The sequence below is a fragment of the Bradyrhizobium denitrificans genome, assembly GCF_013179005.1.
Classification (GTDB): Bacteria; Pseudomonadota; Alphaproteobacteria; order Rhizobiales; family Xanthobacteraceae; genus Bradyrhizobium; species Bradyrhizobium denitrificans.
Map to the genome: position 1 here is coordinate 155,332 of NZ_JABFDP010000021.1, position 19,630 is coordinate 174,961.

A 19,630-nucleotide genomic window follows, 5' to 3' on the forward strand; every position below is an offset into this window, starting at 1 on the left:
CCCGCGATGTGGCGTTGCGACACCATGACGGCATCGAAACCTGATCGATGTCGTCATGAAATCTCAGATCATCAAGGAGCTCGGCCAAGCCGACATCCTGCTGCCGTCGCTGATCGCCGACGGACTCGCCGCCAACGACCGCGTCAAGGTGCGCCTGAGCGCGCTGCAAGCCGCCGCGCAACATGCGCATGCGCCGGAGCCGCGGCCCACTGATCTCTCGGCCGAGTGCCGAGCCGCCAACATCGCGCCGGCCGAGCTCGCGAGTTTGATCGGCGGCGCGCATGCCACCACATCCGGTCGCTTTGCTGCGCCCGGTCTTGCCCGGCTGGTCCAGGACATTGAAAGCGACACGCGGGCCATGATCCGCGCGGTCAAGGCCGGACGGAGCACCGAAGGCAACGCGGCCGAGCGGCGGCTCGACACGATGCAGCGCGCCGGTCTTCTGACGGCGAGCGACGATATCGCGTTCGAGCGCGTGGCGTGGCTGACCGCTGCTCAGGACGAGTCGGACAGCCTGCACCGGCTGGTGATGGACCTGCACAAGGCCCTCAACCGCATCGCCGCCGACTGCGCCGAGGAAATCATCGACGGCGCCCATGTCTACGGCGTCGCGGCTGAAGACAGGAGCGCCATTGTCGCCTTCATGCGCGGCCTGAACGCGACGCGCGCACTCAAATTCGACCACCCCGGCCTCGATACGATGGCGACCCGCTCCGGCGACCGGCTGCTGATCCAGAACGACATCGGCACGACCGACGCTCATGTGATGGTCATCGCGGTCGACGGACGGTCAGTCACCGTCACCTACACCGACGTGCATCAGGCGCGCGCGAAGTTCTTCATTCGCCTGTTCGATGCGTTCGCGGCCAGCTGGAGCGGCCTCGATCGGCGCACCGGGGCGGGTCTGGCCGACGAGAACGCCTTCGTGCTGGTCACCGGCCAATTTCATGGTGCCGATCTGCAGGCGCGCGATGAGTTCCTTGCAGCTCTCGGCGCCGCGCTGGTGTTTCTGATCGATTGGAACAAGGCGCGCAAATTGCTGCGCACGTGGGTCTCCAAGGACGACGCTCTCAAGATCCTCGATTGGGCGGCCCGCAACCGGATCGGCCATCGCGCATTCCTCGAACTCGGCGGCAGCGAGTTGCTGGGCGGCGCAGTGCGCAACGCGGCGCCCAACCGCATCGGCTTCGGCGAACGCCTGGACCGCGCCCTGGGCCGCACCACTGCGATCGAGTTTCTCAAGGCGGCGTTGCGCGACGCCACCGAGGGCTTGCTCGCCGGCCGCTCGGTGCGTGTGGTCCGTGACCAGATCGAGGCTGATCTGGTGCGGCATCTCGACCGGGCCGACGGCGCGCTGCTCGGCATCGTGCTGCGCCAGCTTGGGCTGGCGCATGACATCGCCGCCGCACTGAGCCGCGATCTCGGGGCGTTTCAGTCCGGGCTGACCGGCGGACGCGAACTGCTGGCCGCCCGCGCCGCACGGATCGAGCAGAAGGCCGACCGCATTGCGATCGAGGCCCGCCAGGAGATTGCGCGCCTCAACGCCGAGCCATTGATCGCGCAACTCGTCGACCGGGTCGAGGAGACCGTCGACGAACTGGAACAGGCAGCCTTCATCGCCTCGCTCGCCCCGGCCGCGATGCCGGCCGACCTGCTGGCCGCGCTGGCCGACCTCTGCAACGTTGCGATCGGCGCGATCGAAGCGGCCGCGAGCGGCCTCGCCGCGGCTGCAGACGTACCCGAGGGCCGGCGCGTCGATTCCGACGATGCGCTCGCCGCCGTGCTGCGCCTGATGGACGCCGAGCACGCCGCCGACGCACAGGAGCGCAGGATCACCACCCTGGTCTTCACCGGCACTTTCGACGTCGCGACGTCGCTGGCCGCGCTGGAGCTGGCGCGGGCCGTCGAACGTGCCACCGACCGCATGGCCAGCTTCGGACATCTGCTGCGCCAATACATCTTGATCGATCTCGCAGGTTAGGAACTGCCATGTCCATCGTCCGCATCTTCGGCAAAGACACCGTCCCCTGCTCGGCTGAAACGGTCGGCGCCAAGGCCGCCAATCTCGCCCGGATGGCCGCGCTGGGACTGCCGGTGCCGCCCGCTTTCGTGCTTCCCGTGGATCTCTGTGCCGACATCATCGCCAATCAGGCCGATGCCGAGCAGCGGCTACGCGACGGCCTGCGCAGCGGCATTCGCTTTCTGGAACAGGCGACCGGCCGCGTCTTCGGCGATCATCGCCAGCCGTTGCTGGTCTCGGTCCGCTCCGGCGCGGCGCGATCGATGCCCGGCATGCTCGACACCGTCCTCAATGTCGGCTGCACGTCAGCCGCCGCGCGCGGCCTGATGCGCAGCACCGGACGGCCGCGCCTCGCCTTCGACTGCCGCCGCCGGCTGATCGAGAGCTTCTCTGAAACCGTCCTCGGCCTTGAGGCCACGCGACTGACGGCGCTGTGCCGCGATCTGGTGACGCAGGAGGGCGTCGCCACGGACCGCGAATTGGACAGCGAAGCCATCGCGCGGCTGGCCGCCGACGAGCAGGCACTGGTCGAGACCGGCAGCGACGGCTGGCTGGAGGATGCCGAAGGCCAGCTCCATGCCGCGGCCCGCGCCGTCTATCAGTCGTGGGCCAGCGAACGCGCACAGACCTATCGCAAGCTGCAAAATCTCGAACACCTGCCGGGCACCGCCGTCACGGTACAGGCCATGGTGTTCGGCAATGGCGGCCTCGCCTCGGGGGCCGGCGTCGCGTTCTCGCGCGATCCTTCGACCGGGGCCAAACTGCCGATGATCGACCTTGTCCTCGACGCCCAAGGCGAGGATGTCGTGTCCGGACGCCGCACGCCGGACAGCGAGGAGACCATCGCGCGCGCCTTGCCGAACCTGCGGACCGAGCTCGTCGCGGTGCTGCGACGGCTCGAAACGGAATTCGGCGACGTCCAGGATGTCGAGTTCACCGTCGAAGACGGCCGCTTGTGGATTCTGCAGACCCGCGCCGCCAAGCGCACCCCCCGTGCGGCACTGAAGATCGCCGTCGACTTAGTGCATGAGCGGGTGATCTCGCCGCAGCAGGCGTTGCAGCGTCTGGAAGAGATCGATCTGGAGCAACTCGTCGAGACGTCGCTGGTCGCAGCCGGCGAACCCGCCGCGACCGGCATTGCGGCGTCGGGCGGGATCGCGGTGGGGCGCGCGGCCTTCGATTCGGAATCCGCAAAGCGTCTGGCCGACAGCGGCGAGCCGGTCATCCTGATGCGCCCGGACACCTCGACCGCCGATATCGCCGGCTTCGCGGCGGCCGCGGGCGTCGTGACGACGGTCGGTGCGCGCACCGCGCATGCGGCGCTGGTGGCGCGCCAGCTCGGTCGGCCCTGCATCGTCGGATGTCCCGCATTGACGGTCAGCGGCGGCGCTGAGCGTGCCTTGCTCGGCACGACCGCGATTGCCAGAGGCGACTGGGTCACGATCGACGGCGATCAGGGCCGCGTCTATTGCGGCCGCCTGGAGATCGTGACCGCGCGTCCGGACGCCGAGCTCGCCGAGGTCGCGGCCTGGCGCCGCGGTGACCTGCAGCCCGTCCGACGGCTGTCGGCGTGACATTCGCTCCGTGCGGTACTCCGTCCGGGGTGCCGCAAAATTCCGCACTGCAACGGGCTGATTTGCATATGACAAAGTGATAACAACTCTGGCAGAGGTGCTGAAAACAACGATGCCAGGCCTATGTTGAGCGTGATCATCCCGACCGAGGGAGCCGAACAGCCGGTGGTCGCGACCCTCTCCGCGCTGGTGCCGGGAGCAGCCGCTGGCGTGGTCAGCGAGGTGCTGCTGGTCGACCGTTCTCCCGACCCCAGCGTCATGGAACGCGTCGCCGACGTCGCCGGCTGCAACTTCATGACGTTCCTGGGCTCGCCCGCCGCCGCACTCGCGGCCGGTGCCGCGCAGGCGCGCGCGCCCTGGCTGATGTTTCTGCCGGCAGGCGCCGTGCTGGATCCCGGCTGGATCGATGAGACCATGCAGTTCGTGCAGAGCGTGGCAGCGGCCGGACGGCCGCGCGCGGGCGTGTTCCGCTATGCCCTCTCCCCCTACGCCAATGTGAGCCTGCGCGACCGCCTGCGGGCGGTCGCACGGGTCGTGATCGGCCCGCTGGGCGACCAGGGCCTGCTGATCGCGCGCGAGCATTACCGCCAGGTCGGCGGCTACAGGCCCGACTCCAAACGCGCCGAAACGCGACTGTTGCGACAGCTCGGCCGCGCCTCCCGCACCACGCTGCGCAGCCGGATCGTCATGGTCTAGCCCCAAACAATACTTGCCAACGTCAACAGATTTGTTGACAATGGCAAGCATTGAAAAGGGTGCACCATGCCTGCTCAGCCGACCGACCACTCCGTCGCCGCCGTTCGCGCTTTCAACCGCTTCTACACGCGGAAGCTCGGCGCGCTCGACCAGCACCTGCTCGACAGTCCGTTTTCGCTCGCCGAAGCGCGGGTGCTCTATGAGCTCGCTCATCGCGAGACGACCACCGCCAAGGAAATCGGCGTTCTTCTTGGTCTCGACGCCGGCTATCTCAGCCGCATCGTGCAGAGCTTCGACGAGAAGGGCCTGATCAGCCGCACGCCGCTGCCATCGGACCGCCGGCAGCAGCAGCTCAGCCTCACCGCCAAGGGACGCCAGGCCTTTGCCAAGCTCGACCGCAGCTCGCAGCAGGAAATCGCTGCAATGCTCGCGGACCTGCCGGCGCCCTCGCGCCAGCGGCTCGTCGGCGCAATGGCCACGATCGAAGACCTGCTGGAGCCGCCGTCGCAGACGCGTCCAGCCGTTCTGCTGCGCAGCCATCGCGCCGGCGACATCGGCTGGGTGATCTCGCGGCACGGCGCCGTCTATACGGAGGAATATGGCTGGGACGCCAGTTTCGAGGCGCTGGTCGCCGAGATCGGCGCGCAGTTCCTCCGGTCCTACGATGCGGACCGCGAGCACTGCTGGATCGCCGAGCTCGCCGGCGAGCCGGTCGGCTCGATCTTCCTGGTCAAGGGCAGCGACGACATCGCCAAGCTACGGCTGCTGCTGGTCGAAAAGAAGGCCCGGGGGCTGGGCGTCGGCCGGGCGCTGACAGAACAATGCATCCGCTTCGCCCGGGACAGGCACTACAAGACCATCGAGCTGTGGACACAGAGCATTCTCACCACCGCGCGGGACATCTACGCTCGGGCCGGCTTCCGCAAGATCGCGGAGGAGCCGCACGCCTCGTTCGGCGTCGAGCTCATCGGCGAGACCTGGACGTTGACACTGTAACGCTGCGCCGCCGGCGACGAGCTCAACCGCAGGCAATTCAACGCACCGACTACAACTACACTCATCTCGGGATTGATTAGTTCCAATATCGACGTCGTGTGCCCGGCGTTTTCGAAGGCATGTGAACGGGGGCATCTGAACCATGAGACTCTCGCGTCGATCCATTGCGGCCGCGCTGTTGGCAGTCGCAGTGCTTGCCGTCGCAGATGCCGCCTCGACAGCGGCTCACGCCGCGCCCAAAGGCAGCGCGACCGTCGCCATCACGCGTTCGACAGATCTGCTTTTTCTGGCCGCGCCGGCCGCGATCGAGATCAACGGCACGAAGGTGGCGAGCCTCGGCCGTGGCGAGAGCTTCAACGGTCCGATCGCCCCCGGCCCCACGGAGATCAAGGTGTCGACCTGGTCCACGCCGGGATCATCGAGCTATCGCTTCACCGCTGTTCCGGGAAAGACCTACAAGATGGTCGTCGTACCACGAACAAAGAATTACGCAGCCAATGTAGTCGGAGGACTGGTCGGCGCGGCGATCGAAGGCGGTGGCGCGTTCGAATTCGTGCCAACGCGTTGAGATTGACCTCTCCGCCCGGCCGTCTCGTGCTGGCGGCGCGCCCCTACGCCGTCGCGCCTTGCGCTTTCGGCCGGCGCAGGTGCTCGTCCAGCCGCGGCATGATCTCGACGAAATTGCAGGGCCGAGTACGGTAATCCAGTTGCGCGGCGAGGATGCCGTCCCAGCCGTCGCGGCACGCGCCGGGGGATCCCGGCAGGCAGAAGATATAGGTGGCGCCGGCGACGCCCGCGGTGGCGCGGCTCTGGATGGTCGAGGTGCCGATCTTGGCGTGGCTCAGCAGATGGAAGGCGATCGAGAAGCCGTCCATGCGCTTCTCGAACAGCGGCTCGATCGCTTCCGGTGTGACGTCGCGACCGGTGAAGCCGGTGCCGCCAGTGGTGATGATGACGTCGACTCCGGGATCGGCGATCCACGCCCGCACCACGGTGCGGATCTTCTCGACGTCGTCGGTGACGATTTCGCGCGCGGCCAGTCTGTGACCTGCGGCAGTCAAGCGGTCGCTCAGGGTCGTGCCCGACTTGTCGTCGGCGAGCGAACGCGTGTCCGACACCGTCAGCACGGCGATGTTGAGGGGGATGAAGCTCTTGCTCTCGTCGATCGCCATCACGCGACTCCTTACAGCGAATTGGCGCCGAATGTATTGCAGGCCTGCACCGTGCCCTGCTGGTAGCCGACCATGAACCAGCGCTTGCGCTGTGCGGCCGAGCCGTGGGTGAACGAATCCGGCACCACGCGCCCGGTCGCCTTCCGCTGCAGCGTGTCGTCGCCGATCGCGGAGGCGGTGGTCAGCGCGGCGTCGATGTCGCCCTCCTCGATGAAACCCGGGCGCTTCTTCTCCTCGCGATTGACCCAGACGCCGGAGAGGCAGTCGGCCTGCAGTTCGACCTTGACCTGCAGCGCGTTCGCTTCGGCCTTGCTGCCGACCTGCTGCTGCATCCGCGTCACGCGCGGCAGGATACCGAGCAGATTCTGCACGTGGTGTCCGGCTTCATGCGCGATGATGTAGGCCGCCGTGAACTTGCAGGCGTTGCCCGAGCAGCCGCGGAAGCGCGTCTCCACCTCGCGGAAGAAGCTGGTGTCGAGGAAGATCTGCCGGTCCGGCGGGCAATAGAATGGCCCCATCGCCGACTGCGCCATGCCGCAGCGGCCGCCATTGGTGCTGTTGCGGAACAGCACGATCTTCGGCCCGGTATAGCTCTGGCCGCTGGCCTGGAAGATCTCGCTCCAGCGATCGTCGATCTCGCCGAGGACGCCGGCGATCATGTCGCCCATCTCGTCTTTCGGCGCCCCGGTCTTACCGGGCGAGCGGCGATCGGCCTGATAGCTCGGCGCGCTGCCATGGCTCAGCATCTCGGCTCCTCCGATCAGGATGCGCGGATCGATGCCGAAGGCGTAGCCGATCAGGCCGAGCACGATGATCGTGCCGATGCCGAGCCCGCCGCCGCCGATCGGCAGACCCATACCGCCGCCCATCCCGCCGCCTTCGTCGCGACGGTCGTCGATGTCGTCGCTGCGACGGAAATCATCGTAACGCATGGCGGCTTTTCCTCACGATTCTTGCGCGGCTCTGCGCGAAATGGCCAACGCGGCAAACAGGTAAAATTTCCACTGTGTTAATCAATAACCCGGCCGGCAAATTTTGCCTAGCGCCGGCAAATCAACCGCCGCAGGCGCCGCACCCGCTGGCACCGCTTTTCGCGCGCAGCATCGCGAAAAACCCTTCGCGATCGTCGCGTTGCGCGGCTGATGCCGCGCGTGGTCGGGCCGCTCTTCATCGCTCATGCGCGTGATGAAAACATGCGCTGAGATGCGAAAAATTTTCCCGATTAAGTCCATTTTTACTTTGCCGGGTCAATGTGTGGGCAGTCGGTTGTTAGGTCCCGCGTCGCCGACAGCGTCGCCTGAGTCAGAGTTCTTGAGTCATGGTTGAGTCGCGTCGCGGGGCGTCTGCAAGGGCGCCCCGCACTAAATTTCAGACTCTTGAAGAGCAACGAATCATCGTCGGCGACTGCGTCGCCGAGATGTCGAAACTGCCAGGCGCATCCGTCGACCTGGTGTTTGCAGATCCGCCATACAATCTGCAGCTCAAGGGTGAGCTCAAGCGTCCCGACGAATCGCAGGTCGATGCGGTCGACGACGATTGGGACAAGTTCTCCTCCTTCGCCGCCTATGACGACTTCACGCGCGCCTGGCTGCTCGCCGCGCGGCGCCTGATGAAGCCGAGCGCGACGATCTGGGTGATCGGCTCCTATCACAACATTTTCCGCGTCGGCGCGATCATGCAGGATCTCGGCTTCTGGATCCTCAACGACATCGTGTGGCGCAAATCCAACCCGATGCCGAACTTCCGCGGCCGCCGCTTCACCAATGCGCACGAGACCATGATCTGGGCGGCGCGCGACGAGAAGGCGAAGGGCTACACGTTCAATTACGAAGCGCTGAAGGCCTCCAACGAGGACGTGCAGGCGCGCTCGGACTGGCTGATCCCGCTGTGCACCGGCGAGGAGCGGCTGAAGGATGCGGACGGCAAGAAAGTCCATCCGACACAGAAGCCGGAAGGCCTGCTGGCGCGGGTGCTGCTGTCATCGTCGAAGCCCGGCGATCTCGTGATCGATCCGTTCAACGGCACCGGCACGACCGGCGCCGTGGCAAAACGTCTCGGTCGCCGTTACATCGGCTTCGAGCGCGACAAGACCTATGCCGAGGCTGCCGAGCGGCGCATCGCCGCCGTCGAGCCGCTGCCCGAGGCGACGCTGGCGCCGTTCATGACCGCGCGCGAGGCGCCGCGTGTCGCCTTCTCCGAGCTGATCGAGCGCGGCATGATCTCGCCGGGCACGAAGCTCGTCGACTCCAAGCGGCGCCACGGCGCGCTGGTGCGCGCCGATGGGGCCATCATGCTGGGCGACAAGGTCGGTTCGATCCACCGCATCGGCGCGGTCGCCCAGGGGCTGCCGGCCTGCAACGGCTGGACGTTCTGGCACGTGGAGACGACGCGCGGCCTCAAGCTGATCGACGAGCTTCGCGCCGAGATCCGCGCCGAGATGTCCGCGGCCTGACGCTCAAGACTTCCGGCGTGCCTGGCCGGAATAGCGCGCCAGGAGATCCTCGACCTCGTACTGATCGTCATAGCGGACGTCGTCGCGCGGCACCATCGAGACCTGCGACACGCGCTTGACCGGCTGTTCGCCGCGCGCCAGTGCCGGATGGAATCGATCCACCGGCGGCAGATGCATCCGATCGAGCTCCGGCTCGGCCGGCCAGCGGGCCACGCGCCGCGCGGCCACCGGCTCGAGGCGCAGCTGCCGCTTGGCGCGGGCGCGCGCGAGCAGCACGCTCGTCGAAAAGCCGGCGACGGCGACGGCACCGAGGAACGCGAACAGCCGCGTCCGCGCCGGGTCGTCAAGCCCCGCGCCGGTCGACGCCGTCGGCGCAGCCTCGGCCACGGTCTGGGACGACGCCGTGGGCGCGACGGTCTCGGCCGGACCAGCGTCGCTTGACGCCGCAGCAAGCGTATAGGAATTCGAACGCGGTGCCGGCGCCGGCTGCGCCTGCAATGTGCCTGACGAATCCGGCCAGCGCGATGTGAGCGCCGAATCGCCGGCGGCCGAGTCGGCCACCGCGGCGGCCGGAGCAGCATTCGTCGGCGCGGCGGCTGCGGGCGCCATTGCCGCAGGCGGCGTGACAACCGACGCAGCGGCAACCGGCGGGAACATTGCCGAAGACCGGGCGGCAGCGCTCGGGGTCGACGACGTGACCTTGACATCGTCAGCAGCCTGGCTCGGCGACGGCTGGATTTCCGCCCGCGCATCGGCGGCCGACTGCGACAGCTCTGTACGATCGCGATGCGAGGCCAATTTCCGCGTCACGAGCGAGGCGCCCTGTGACGCGCGGTCGTCATCGCGGAGATACCAACACTGCTTCTTCGTCGTGCGATCGATCCGGTAGAACCAATGCTTGCCTGCCGGAGTCTCCTTCGGCTTGGTCAGGCATTCGTCAGCAGCCGATGCCGGTTGAAACTCGATCGTTGTCGCAGCCACTCCCGCCAACACGGCGACAGCGACGCACGGCAACAAACTCGTCGTTCGCTTCGTCATCAGACCTCCGACGATTGAACACGCCCCGATCCGCCGTTTCGACGATGACTTCGTTCGGAATAAGGCTGCGGAGGTTCCATTTGTCGAAACAATGTTAGAACGGCGGTGTCCTTTTGATACGTTCTAATTTTTTTGGGCTGTTTTGTCGCAGCAACAGCTGGAATATCCCACGTGGCGGTCGCCGTCCTGCAACGTTCCGGTCGGGACAACACGCGGATGTGAGCGGCGTATCCACCGATTCATGTTGTCCGATAGCCGCCGCGACACGTCGCGTACCGCCCTCCGGCGTTCACTTGAACTTTGACAACGCCTTTTCGATCAGTTCGCGCGTGTACGGCTTCTGAACAATCGGCGCGTCCGACAGTTCGGCCGGAAGCGGCGCGCGCTCGCCATAGCCGGTGGCGAACATGAAGGGCACACCCAGCTCTTTCAACCTGTATCCGACAGGGAGACTGCTCTCCGCGCCAAGGTTGATATCGAGCAAAGCGAAGCTTGGCAGCGCCCGTTCGATCGCCTTCAGCGCGTGATTGACCGAGGCCGCCGTCTCGACGTGGCGCGCGCCGAGTTCAAGCAAGATCACCTCGGCTCCCATTGCGATGATCAGATTGTCCTCGACGATCAGCACGGTGCCGGACAATCGCGCCGACTCCTGCTTCGCGTGATGATGCGCCGGAGCGCCGGTGATCGCCGGCACGATCTGAACGAAATTGGCGGGAATGACAAAGCGGGCCTGAACTCCGAGCAGATCGAAACGGATCTCGGCGTCGCCCTTGAGATCGAACGGCACCGAGCGCTCGATGATGGTGGTGCCGAAACCGCGGCGCGACGGCGGCTGCACCGGCGGTCCGCCGCTTTCCTTCCAGTCGATCACCAGGCTTGCGCCGGGATCGAGACGCCAGATCACCTGCACCTGCCCCGTGGAGTCGGCCAGCGCGCCGTATTTCGCTGAGTTGGTCATCATCTCGTGCACGACGAGTGCGAGCGTCGCGAACGCCTTGGGGTCGAGCGCGACGTCGGGTCCCTCCATCCGCACCCGCCCTGCCCGCGCACCGAGATAGGCACCCGCCTCCGACTCCAGCAGATGACGCAGCGCCACCGGCGCCCAGTTCAGATTCGTGATCTGGTCATGCGCACGCGCCAAGGCCTGGATCCGTCCGCCCAGGATGGCGGCAAACTCCTCGACCGAATTCGCCGTGTCCTTGCTCTGCGCGACCAGTCCGCGCACGAGACTGAGGATGTTGCGGACGCGGTGGTTGAGCTCGGCGATCATCAGCTCCTGCCGCTCCTGCGCGCCACGGCGCTCGCGCGCGGCGAGCTCCGACAGTTGCAGGATCACTTCTAGCAGTGTCACGCGGAGGCTCTCGGCAATGCGCAGATCGGCCGCGGTCCACGGCTTCGCCTGCCCGGCCACGGTCTGCTGCCACAGTTCGAAGCTCTTGCGCGGCGTGAGCCGCGCCCCGAGCGGCCCCTCGGAGTAGGTCTTGTGGGGATCGCCCGCCCAGTTGACCGAGCGCAGCATCTCGCGACGAAAGAAGATCAGGCAGTCGCGCGGCGTCCGCGAGATCGGAATCGCCAGGAAGCCGGCGGCGCGCGCGCGAAACGCCTCGCCGGCGGCGTAGATCTTCGCGATCTCGGCACTGGCGCAGATCCGCCCCGGCGACGTCCGGTTGATGAAGCCGATCAGATCCTGCACCTCCGCCTCGGTCGGCGTCTCGCCGTCGAGCGTGATCTCGTCGTCGGACCAGACGGCGATGCCGTCGCATTCGATCATCTGCCGGTAGTCGGCGACGAAATCGAGAATGGCGCGCTTGCTGTGCGCCTGCGCGGCGGCGCGCTCGATCAATCGCTCCTGGATGTGATGCGCGCGCGTCTCATAGGCGATGTCGGTCTCACGCTCGCGCGCCTCGAGCAGCCAGGAATACATCTGGCCGAACAGCTCGGCGGCCGTGCGCTTCTCGAACGACAGATGATGCGGCGCGTAATGATGACAGGCGAACAACCCCCACAATTTGCCGTCACGCAGAATGGAGACCGACATCGAGGCTGCCACGCCCATGTTGCGCAGATATTCGATGTGAATGGGCGAGACGGCGCGCAGCACACTCATCGACAGGTCGAGCAGACCGGCATTATGCACGGGCGTCGAGAGCAGCGGCGCGGGCGCGGCGTTGATGTCGGCGATGATGCGCAGCCAATTGCGCTGATAGAGCTGCCGCGCCTGCCTTGGAATGTCGGATGCGGGGTAATGCAGCCCGAGGAACGGCTCCAGACCCGGCCCGGCAACCTCCGCGATCACCTCGCCGGAGCCGTCGGGATGGAAGCGGTAGACCATGACGCGGTCGAAACCCGTCAGCAGCTTGAGCTGCCGCGCCGCCTCCTGGGCGAGATCGGCCATGCTCGTTGTCTTGCGAATGCGGCCCAGCATCAGCCGCACCAGTTCGCCGGAATTCGCCCCGGACTCGATCAGGCTCGGTTCGGCCTCGACGACCAGATAGGCGCCGGAGAAGTGAATGGCGAGATCGAACAGCCGGCCCTTGCCGAGCAGATCGATGCCGAACATGCGCTCGACCGCATCGGGACCGCTCAGATAATCGACCCGCGACCGGATCGCAGCCACCCCGGCCGGTGACAGCACCGCCGCAATCGGCTTCTGCAGCAGCCCCCCGATATCGCCGCCGAGATAGTCGGGCGCGTTCTCCGAGGCCATGCAGATGGTGAAGTCGGACACCAGCGCCAGCAGAAAGCCGAACGGCTGGACGCTGCCGGGAACATGGATCGGCTCACGATCGCAATTGGTGAGATTGACCTGCTCGTTCATGCCGAGGCCATCGCCATCGCAAACACCGCGAACACCTCGCGCGCACTCGCGATCATTCGGACTTGATTGCTCGACGTGACCGGCTCTTGTGCAAGCTGGCCCAGGAAGCTGCGCCACAGCCCCTTGCCAGCGCCATGGCGGAGATAGCGGGTTGCGCCTCTGGCGCGCGGATCAGCCGATGCGGCGACGACGCGCAACAGATAGCTCGCGCCCAGCCGCGATCCCTCCAGGACATACAGCGCCCCCAGCACGGATGGCCGGTCGAGCGCGGGCATCGACAGCGCGACCGGGGCAATGCTGCCGTGGAGCGCGGCGACATCGGCCCTGATCGCCTCGCTGCGCCGCCGCTCCGCCCAATCATCGACCATTCCGGCAACGCCGGCCCGCTCGAGCGCCTGCTCCAGCGGCAGCAGCGCAGCCGCGCTCGCCTGCAGGAACCGGCGATAATGCGCAATGGTGGCGAGATCGAACTGACGCAGACACTCGTCGAGTGCGCGGTGTGCCGGGGCTGTCGCCGCCTTCAGCGTTTCGCGAATACCGATGCTGGTTGCGCAGAAGGGATCATCGGGAGTGGCTGCCAGCAACATCAAGGGGGCCCAGGACAGGAGATCGACCGCAGGCACGCGCCACGGCTTCAAGCAACGTCGGTCGGGCGGGCGGGTTCCTGCGCCTGTGCAAAGTTTTTATGATGGCGGCGACAACGGTCAGGCCAGCTCCGCCAGCGCCTTCTGCACGGCCGGCCGGTCCGACATGCGCTTGAAATGATCGGCGACCTTCGGAAACGCGTTGATGTCGACCCCATCGCCTTCGAGCCACTGCGCGATCGTGAACAGATACGGATCGCAGATCGTGTACTGCTCCCCCATCACCCACGGCGCGCGCAGCATCTTCTGCTCGATCAGCGCGAAGCAGGCGCCCATCGTTTCCGGCACCTTCTTCTTCATGTCGGCGAACGACGACTCCTCGTTGGCCCAGCGATAGCCGCGCATCTTGTGGGCGTGGGCGATGTGGACCGTCGAGCAGAGATAGCTGGTGAAGGACTGCACCTCGGCAAAGGCGAAGATATCGTCGAGCGGCGCAAGCCGCGCCTGTGGGAAGCGCTGGGCGATATAAGCGAGCATCGCCGGCGTCTCGGTCAGGATGCCCTGCTCCGTCACCAGCGCCGGCACCCGCCCCTTGGGATTGATCGCAAGATACTCCGGGCTGTTCTGCTGGTTCGTCTTGAAGCTGAGCTTCTCGATCGCGTAGGCGGCGCCGGTTTCGGCGAGCGCGATGTGGGAGGCGAGCGCGCAGGTGCCTGGCGCGACATAGAGCTTGAGCATGGTGATCCCTGACAGATGATGGGCGACCCTAGCCGCGCGGATCCCGGCCGTCCACCCTGGACCACACCTGCGCGCCGCCTCAGTCATGCTGGCTCGCGAGAAACTCGACCAGCGCCTGCCGGTCGCCGCCATTCTTGATGCCGGGAAACACCATCAGCGTGCCCGGCACCATCTTCTGCGGATCGGCGAGATAGGCGTCGAGCGTCTCGCGCGTCCACACCAGGCCGGAGTTCTTGTTGGCCGAGGAGTAGTTGAACCCGGCCACGGTACCGGCCCTGCGGTCGAGCACGCCGAACAGCGACGGCCCGAGCTTGTTGCGGCCGGGCTCGAGCGAATGGCACATCGCACAGTTTTTCCTGAACTGGGCTTCGCCGAGGTCGGAGGCTGAACGGGCCGGTGCCGCATCAAGGATGACAAGCATGGCGGCGACTGCACCCATCACCGAGTTGACGAGGAGCAACGATCCTTTGGCTGACGCCGATGAGGCATCTGGTTTGTGCCCGGATCTCTCCAAGCCATCATGGCCGGGCTTGTCCCGGCCATCCACGTCTGCGGAAGGCTGAAAGAAAGACGTGGATGCCCGGGTCAAGCCCGGGCACGACAAGTCACTCATTGACGCGTTCGCGCGTTGCGATGGTCGATGCTTGTGAATTTCGATAGCTGTCACCACCGCCTCAATTCGGTAACCCCAGAACGATCAGCGTCGGATTGCCGAGCTCGCCGAAGGTGATGCGCGAGACGTTGCCGGAGGTCAGTGCGACATATTGCTTGCCCCCGGCCTGGTAGGTGACGACGCCTCCGGCGATCATGCCCTGGGTCGCCAGCGTGTAGAGCGGCTTGCCGGTCTGGCTGTCGAGCGCGAAGAAATTACCGCCGGTATCGCCACCGAACACGACGCCGCCCGATGTCGACGTGATGCCGCTGACGACCGGCTTGGCCGCCTTGTATTTCCACTTCACCTCACCGCTCACGGCATTGAGGCTGGTGACCCAGCCGGCGGCCTGGTCCGGCGGGTCGAGCGTCGGCTCGCCGCCGAAGAAGAACTCGCCGGCGACATATTTGGCGTCGCCCTTCTTGAACGTGCCGCACCAATCGACCGCGCCGAAATAGATCGCGCCGTTGACCGGGTCGTAGCTGCCGCCATTCCATTCGACGCCGCCGAGCAGGCCGGGGCAGACATGCACGCCAGCATCCGTCGGCCGCGCCGCGACATTGTCGATGGTCGTGACCGGAACGCGATAAATCGGCTTGCGCGTCGCGCGGTCGATCGCGGTGACAAAACCATCCTTGCCGCCGAACACGACGATGTCCTGGATATCAGGCGAGCGGAACAAGGTCGGCGCGGCACCGAGATCATGGTCGATGCCGTCATTGGCCTTGACCTGGTGATACCATTTCAGCGCGCCGGTGCGCGCGTCGAGCACGACCAGGGAGTCGGTGTAGAGATTGTCGCCGGGACGATAGTCCGGGAACATGTCCGGCGCGGGATTGCCGACCGGCACGAACAATTCCCCGGTGGTGATGTCGAGCGACAGCGTCGACCAGGAGCCGCCGCCGCCGGTCAGCGCCGACTTCTTGTTCTGCCAGGTCTCGGCCCCCGGCTGGTCGCCGGTCGGGATCGTGTCGAAGCGCCAGACCTCGCGCCCGGTCAGCACGTCGAACGCCAGCACGCGGCCGCGCACGCCCCAGTCGGAGCCCGCGGTGGCGGTGAAGACGAGGCCGTTCCAGCCGATCGGCGCGCCCGATAGGAACTCGCCGAGCAGGGAATCGCCGACCATGTTCTGCCAGATCAGCGCACCGCTCTGCGCATCGAGCGCCAGCAGATGACCATCGGGGGTGCCGCGAATGACACGGCCATTGATGACGGCGACGCCGCGATTCACCGGCCAGACATCCTCGCGCGCGGATTCGTAAGCGTGCCGCCATTTTTCCTTGCAGGTGGCCGCGTCCAGCGCGAAGGTCAGGCGCGCCGTGGTCACATACATCACGCCGTCGATCACGACCGGGCCAGTCTGGAACGGTCCGCCCTCCTGCAGCTGGACCCGGCAGACCTCCTTCAGCTCGGCCACGTTCCTGGTGTTGATCTGCTTCAGCCGCTGATAGCGCTGGCCCATATAGTCGTTGTTGTAGGCGGGCCAATCGACGCCTGCCCCGGCCTGCACCAGCGTGGCCTGGACCAGCAGACCGACCCCGGCCAGCGCGGCGACGCCAAGCCCACCCGAGCTCAGAGACTTCTTCCTACCGATGTGCACGGCTCCCCTCCCTCTTGCCTTGCAGCGCTGCGCGCGACGTCAGACCGCGGCTGTCGCCAGCCCCCCATGGCGCGGGCGCGATTAGAAAGACGGCTGACAAAGCTCTGCTCAGATCGGCGCGACATCCATCGTGTGCACCGCCGTCGGGTAGTAACGGAAGCCGTCGCCGAACTTGCCGATATGGCCGATTCCCGGCCACGGGAAGTGATAGCCGAGGATGCGCGTCCGGTTGGCCGCGAGCATGTCGAGCACGCGAACGCGGGTCTTGGCGGCCTGTTTCGGATCGGTGTCATAGGCGAACTCGATCAGCGGCTTCTCGATCAGCAGCACCGGATGGTGCGAGATGTCGCCGATATAAGCGAGCTGGTCCTTGCCGGACTGGATCAGGAAGATCGTATGCCCGACCGTATGGCCCGGCGTGAACATCGCCTGCACGCCCGGCAGAAACTCCTGGCCGTCCTTGAAGAAGGTGATGCGGTCCTTCACGGGAAGCAGATTGCGCACCGCCTGCTCGTAGAACGCCTTGTAACTGGGGCCGACCTTGGCCTCATCGGTCCAATAGGTGAAGTCGGCCTCGGAGATGAACAGCTCGGCATTGGGGAAGCTCGGCTTGCCGTCGGGTCCGATGACGCCGCCGCAATGATCGATATGCGCATGCGTCATCACCAGCGCGTCGACGTCCTTGGCCTCGATGCCGGCCTGCTTCAGGGTCAGCAGCATCTTGCCGGTGGTGTCGCCGAACAGCTTCGAGACACCCATGCCGTTGTCGAAGATGATGATCTTGTCGCCGGTGTTGAGTACGAGAATGTTCTGCTCGAGCGTCGCGGCGCCGACCGGCAGGAAGTTGTTCGTCAGCATCGAATCGAGATCGCCGGGGGAGATGCCGAGGAACGCGGCATGGGGATCGCCGAGCGGCAGCACGCCGTCGGAGATGATGGTGGCCTCGGCCGCGCCGAGCTTGAAGCGGAAGAAGGTCGGCGCCTGCGTGTTGAGGAACGGGCCCTTGGCGAGGGCGCTGGGACCGGCGATTCCGGACAGTCCGTAAAGTCCAGCGGCCGCGCCGAGGCTCAGCATCGACCGGCGTGAGTATCCTGCAGCTTTCGTCATGCGTCTCTCCCCAAAACCGATGTTGTTTCTTCGGGCTCGTTGTTCGTCCGAGCCCTGTCCTGCAACGCTATAGCCACCCCGACATAACGAAGAGACGCCGTTGCTCAATCCAACGTCCGCCCGAGCCGAATGCCGGACGAACCGCATCTGCGGGCTTGCCGCCGACGGCCCGCATCGTCGTCTTGAGCGCTTGCCGCAAAACTCGTCATTCGCCGGCGCACACCCAAGGGTGCGAGATACCGACACCACAATCTAAGACTATCTGCATCCCCGCGCGAACGGCAATCAAAAAGACGTCGCGTACGACATGTTTCAGCGCTGCAGTCGCGAAACTCAACGCGGCGCCGGCGGCTGCTCATGGCATGATCGCCGCAACCGGCATGACGCCGGTTCCCTCCGTGCATATCGTAACGCCTGCCATCTGCCGCAGGTTCGACCCGCGCCGCTGCGGACAGGATTGCCGCCGATCGATGAAGCGACACGACAGACATGACCTCACCGCTCTCGCAGCGCGACGCGCCCGAGCTGTTGCCGGAAAGGACCCTCGTAATCGAGGAGGGCGCAGGGAATGCCGGGCGCTGGCCGCTACCCATGGCCCGCCTGCAGACAGAGAAGCAGGCGGCAGTCACCACAGGTCCAGCCGGACATCCGGCATTCCCTGCGCGATGGGCTATCGTTTTATACGTGATCTCCCCGGGGACCGGCTGTCTTGCCCCCGTCACCGGCGGATCATCATCACCGCCCGCTTGGCATCAGCATCGGGATGCCAGGACCACACGATTTCAACGCCCGCGAAAGACCTCGCACCCGCTCTCCGCCGGCAAGCCGTCGTAACGCTGCACGAGACCGGTCGACATCGCTCGTCCTGACGACGCCGTCGCAGCCACCGCATCCCGCCCCGCGTCTCGTGACGACGCGTACGCCCCTCCTGCCGGGACGGAACGTGGCGGATCAGACACCTGATTTGGGGGGAGAGTCAAGAGAATTTCTGAAAAACGGAAGTCACGTCTACAGCGGAACGCAGCGGCGCTGCCGTTGCCTCCCCACCAGAACTCGCCCAAGCCTCCGTCGGAAGTCGCACTCGTTCGAAACCCATTCGTCGCCATAAGTCGAGCTGACACGTTAGAACTGATGCAAAACCCCACCGTCACTGTCGCGCATACTATCGTGTCTCACCTGATCTCGGTAATCGGCGGAGCGCCCTGTGCAACTCCGACGCTGCATGGACGATTTTCGACGCGTGCCGACTTTTGGCTAGCGCCCGGCCCGTTGTCGCGCTATCAAATGCCCGCTGCGCTGATGCGCGCCGTAAGCGTCTCACGTCAGGCAACGCATTCAACGGATCGGCTCGATCCGGAGGAATGCAGGACGCGTTGCCCGTGATCGACCGATCGAATTCCGGAACTATAATCATGAAGCCATCTGCTGAACGGCGCACGCGCAGAAAACTGCCGGCGCGCTATGCGGCCGTCGTCATGCCACTCACACTGTCGGTGCTGATGACGTTCGTCGTGTCCGCTATTGCCACGCTAAAGAGTCTTGGACCGACGCAGGCGTTCATCGCGACCTGGCCCGCAGCGTGGGCCATCTCCTGGCTCGTCGCGTTCCCCACGCTGCTCGCTGTCCTGCCGCTGGTGCGGCGGATCGTGGCGCTCGTGGTGGAGGCGCCCAAACCGAACTGACAAGCCGAATTGACCGGAGCACGCGGGGCCGCCGAACTGCGGCCCCGTTTTACTCCCCACCCGCGCGCAAGGGACGAACAGATCGCAAGCCTCGGGCATGAGGTGCCGCGAAAACGCGAGCATATGTCTCGGTCTCTCTTGCTGCTTCAAGCCGCTGTTTCAGCCGTGACTCCGCCTCATCCACCGCTGCCGTCCCGGACAAGCCGCGACGCGCAGCAGCGCGGCGCCGATCCGGGATCCATACGCCGCGGCCGTCGGGATAGGCAAATACCAATGCTCCCTGTGCTTCGCCCCCTCCCTGAGGGTATGGGTCCTGGCTCTGCGCGCATCCCGGCCGACGCTGCGCGTTGTCGAGACGCATTTGGCCGGGGACGACAGCGGTGTGCGTGGCGCCAGCTCAGCAACTCGCCTCGCCGTCATTGCGAGCGCAGCGACGCAATCCAGAATCCCGCCGAGGACAGACTCTGGATTGCTTCGCTGCTGTTCAGCCCGGGGACATAG

The 19,630-nt window shown here is 66.0% G+C and carries 16 protein-coding genes; 7 read left to right on the plus strand and 9 right to left on the minus strand.

The annotated features are described in order from the left end of the window. Positions 1–55: 55 nt before the first annotated feature. The 5 genes from HL671_RS23890 to HL671_RS23910 all read left to right on the plus strand — a co-directional run bounded on the left by HL671_RS23890 (position 56) and on the right by HL671_RS23910 (position 5,854). A complete protein-coding gene (locus tag HL671_RS23890; protein ID WP_172239263.1) occupies positions 56–1,981 on the plus strand; it encodes a hypothetical protein in 1,926 nt (641 codons plus the stop codon). Between the two features lie 8 nt (positions 1,982–1,989). Beyond that, entirely contained in the window at positions 1,990–3,594 is a 1,605-nt protein-coding gene (locus tag HL671_RS23895; RefSeq protein ID WP_172239266.1) for a PEP/pyruvate-binding domain-containing protein, read from the plus strand. 123 nt (positions 3,595–3,717) lie between these two features. Then, complete coding sequence (locus HL671_RS23900; RefSeq protein WP_012042537.1) at positions 3,718–4,290, plus strand: glycosyltransferase family protein; 573 nt, start codon at positions 3,718–3,720, stop codon at positions 4,288–4,290. 66 nt (positions 4,291–4,356) lie between these two features. Next, complete coding sequence (locus HL671_RS23905; RefSeq protein ID WP_172239269.1) at positions 4,357–5,286, plus strand: bifunctional helix-turn-helix transcriptional regulator/GNAT family N-acetyltransferase; 930 nt, start codon at positions 4,357–4,359, stop codon at positions 5,284–5,286. Positions 5,287–5,428: 142 nt separating this feature from the next. Then, positions 5,429–5,854: a hypothetical protein gene (locus tag HL671_RS23910; protein ID WP_210264056.1), complete on the plus strand. Its 426-nt coding sequence runs from the start codon at positions 5,429–5,431 to the stop codon at positions 5,852–5,854. Positions 5,855–5,897: 43 nt separating this feature from the next. Here HL671_RS23910 and moaB read toward each other — a convergent pair whose 3' ends face one another. Continuing rightward, positions 5,898–6,458: a molybdenum cofactor biosynthesis protein B gene (gene moaB, locus HL671_RS23915; protein ID WP_012042534.1), complete on the minus strand. Its 561-nt coding sequence runs from the start codon at positions 6,456–6,458 to the stop codon at positions 5,898–5,900. Positions 6,459–6,469: 11 nt separating this feature from the next. Beyond that, entirely contained in the window at positions 6,470–7,390 is a 921-nt protein-coding gene (gene ypfJ / locus HL671_RS23920; protein WP_041750549.1) for a KPN_02809 family neutral zinc metallopeptidase, read from the minus strand. Between the two features lie 386 nt (positions 7,391–7,776). Here ypfJ and HL671_RS23925 point away from each other — a divergent pair, with 386 nt between their 5' ends. Continuing rightward, complete coding sequence (locus HL671_RS23925) at positions 7,777–8,910, plus strand: site-specific DNA-methyltransferase (RefSeq protein WP_172239272.1); 1,134 nt, start codon at positions 7,777–7,779, stop codon at positions 8,908–8,910. Positions 8,911–8,913: 3 nt separating this feature from the next. On the opposite strand, the gene HL671_RS23930 is transcribed toward HL671_RS23925, so the two are convergent. The 7 genes from HL671_RS23930 to HL671_RS23960 form a co-directional block, all read right to left on the minus strand. Continuing rightward, on the minus strand, positions 8,914–9,948 hold the full coding sequence (locus tag HL671_RS23930; RefSeq protein WP_172239275.1) for a hypothetical protein: 1,035 nt from the start codon (positions 9,946–9,948) through the stop codon (positions 8,914–8,916). A gap of 289 nt (positions 9,949–10,237) precedes the next feature. Beyond that, positions 10,238–12,766, minus strand: a complete 2,529-nt coding sequence (locus HL671_RS23935) for an HWE histidine kinase domain-containing protein (RefSeq protein ID WP_172239278.1) — start codon at positions 12,764–12,766, stop codon at positions 10,238–10,240. Then, a complete protein-coding gene (locus HL671_RS23940) occupies positions 12,763–13,353 on the minus strand; it encodes a biliverdin-producing heme oxygenase (RefSeq protein WP_172239299.1) in 591 nt (196 codons plus the stop codon). The genes HL671_RS23935 and HL671_RS23940 overlap by 4 nt, the downstream gene beginning before the upstream one ends. Positions 13,354–13,470: 117 nt before the next feature. Next, on the minus strand, positions 13,471–14,088 hold the full coding sequence (locus tag HL671_RS23945; RefSeq protein WP_172239281.1) for a glutathione S-transferase family protein: 618 nt from the start codon (positions 14,086–14,088) through the stop codon (positions 13,471–13,473). A 79-nt stretch (positions 14,089–14,167) separates the two neighbouring features. Further along, positions 14,168–14,701, minus strand: coding sequence for a c-type cytochrome (locus tag HL671_RS38970; RefSeq protein ID WP_312010740.1), 534 nt, complete (start codon positions 14,699–14,701; stop codon positions 14,168–14,170). A 61-nt stretch (positions 14,702–14,762) separates the two neighbouring features. After that, complete coding sequence (locus tag HL671_RS23955; protein ID WP_012042526.1) at positions 14,763–16,340, minus strand: pyrroloquinoline quinone-dependent dehydrogenase; 1,578 nt, start codon at positions 16,338–16,340, stop codon at positions 14,763–14,765. 108 nt (positions 16,341–16,448) lie between these two features. Next, complete coding sequence (locus HL671_RS23960) at positions 16,449–17,447, minus strand: MBL fold metallo-hydrolase (RefSeq protein WP_172239287.1); 999 nt, start codon at positions 17,445–17,447, stop codon at positions 16,449–16,451. 1,412 nt (positions 17,448–18,859) lie between these two features. Here HL671_RS23960 and HL671_RS23965 point away from each other — a divergent pair. Next, on the plus strand, positions 18,860–19,129 hold the full coding sequence (locus HL671_RS23965) for a DUF2798 domain-containing protein (protein WP_172239302.1): 270 nt from the start codon (positions 18,860–18,862) through the stop codon (positions 19,127–19,129). The last annotated feature ends 501 nt before the right edge of the window (positions 19,130–19,630 follow it).

Bases quoted from the DNA above. Each gene is read 5' to 3' on its own strand.
- HL671_RS23890 (WP_172239263.1), top strand. From the start codon at position 56: ATGAAATCTCAGATCATCAAGGAGCTCGGCCAAGCCGACATCCTGCTG.
- HL671_RS23895 (WP_172239266.1), top strand. From the start codon at position 1,990: ATGTCCATCGTCCGCATCTTCGGCAAAGACACCGTCCCCTGCTCGGCT.
- HL671_RS23900 (WP_012042537.1), top strand. From the start codon at position 3,718: ATGTTGAGCGTGATCATCCCGACCGAGGGAGCCGAACAGCCGGTGGTC.
- HL671_RS23905 (WP_172239269.1), top strand. From the start codon at position 4,357: ATGCCTGCTCAGCCGACCGACCACTCCGTCGCCGCCGTTCGCGCTTTC.
- HL671_RS23910 (WP_210264056.1), top strand. From the start codon at position 5,429: ATGAGACTCTCGCGTCGATCCATTGCGGCCGCGCTGTTGGCAGTCGCA.
- moaB (WP_012042534.1), bottom strand. From the start codon at position 6,458: ATGGCGATCGACGAGAGCAAGAGCTTCATCCCCCTCAACATCGCCGTG.
- ypfJ (WP_041750549.1), bottom strand. From the start codon at position 7,390: ATGCGTTACGATGATTTCCGTCGCAGCGACGACATCGACGACCGTCGC.
- HL671_RS23925 (WP_172239272.1), top strand. From the start codon at position 7,777: ATGGTTGAGTCGCGTCGCGGGGCGTCTGCAAGGGCGCCCCGCACTAAA.
- HL671_RS23930 (WP_172239275.1), bottom strand. From the start codon at position 9,948: ATGACGAAGCGAACGACGAGTTTGTTGCCGTGCGTCGCTGTCGCCGTG.
- HL671_RS23935 (WP_172239278.1), bottom strand. From the start codon at position 12,766: ATGAACGAGCAGGTCAATCTCACCAATTGCGATCGTGAGCCGATCCAT.
- HL671_RS23940 (WP_172239299.1), bottom strand. From the start codon at position 13,353: ATGTTGCTGGCAGCCACTCCCGATGATCCCTTCTGCGCAACCAGCATC.
- HL671_RS23945 (WP_172239281.1), bottom strand. From the start codon at position 14,088: ATGCTCAAGCTCTATGTCGCGCCAGGCACCTGCGCGCTCGCCTCCCAC.
- HL671_RS38970 (WP_312010740.1), bottom strand. From the start codon at position 14,701: ATGAGTGACTTGTCGTGCCCGGGCTTGACCCGGGCATCCACGTCTTTC.
- HL671_RS23960 (WP_172239287.1), bottom strand. From the start codon at position 17,447: ATGACGAAAGCTGCAGGATACTCACGCCGGTCGATGCTGAGCCTCGGC.
- HL671_RS23965 (WP_172239302.1), top strand. From the start codon at position 18,860: ATGAAGCCATCTGCTGAACGGCGCACGCGCAGAAAACTGCCGGCGCGC.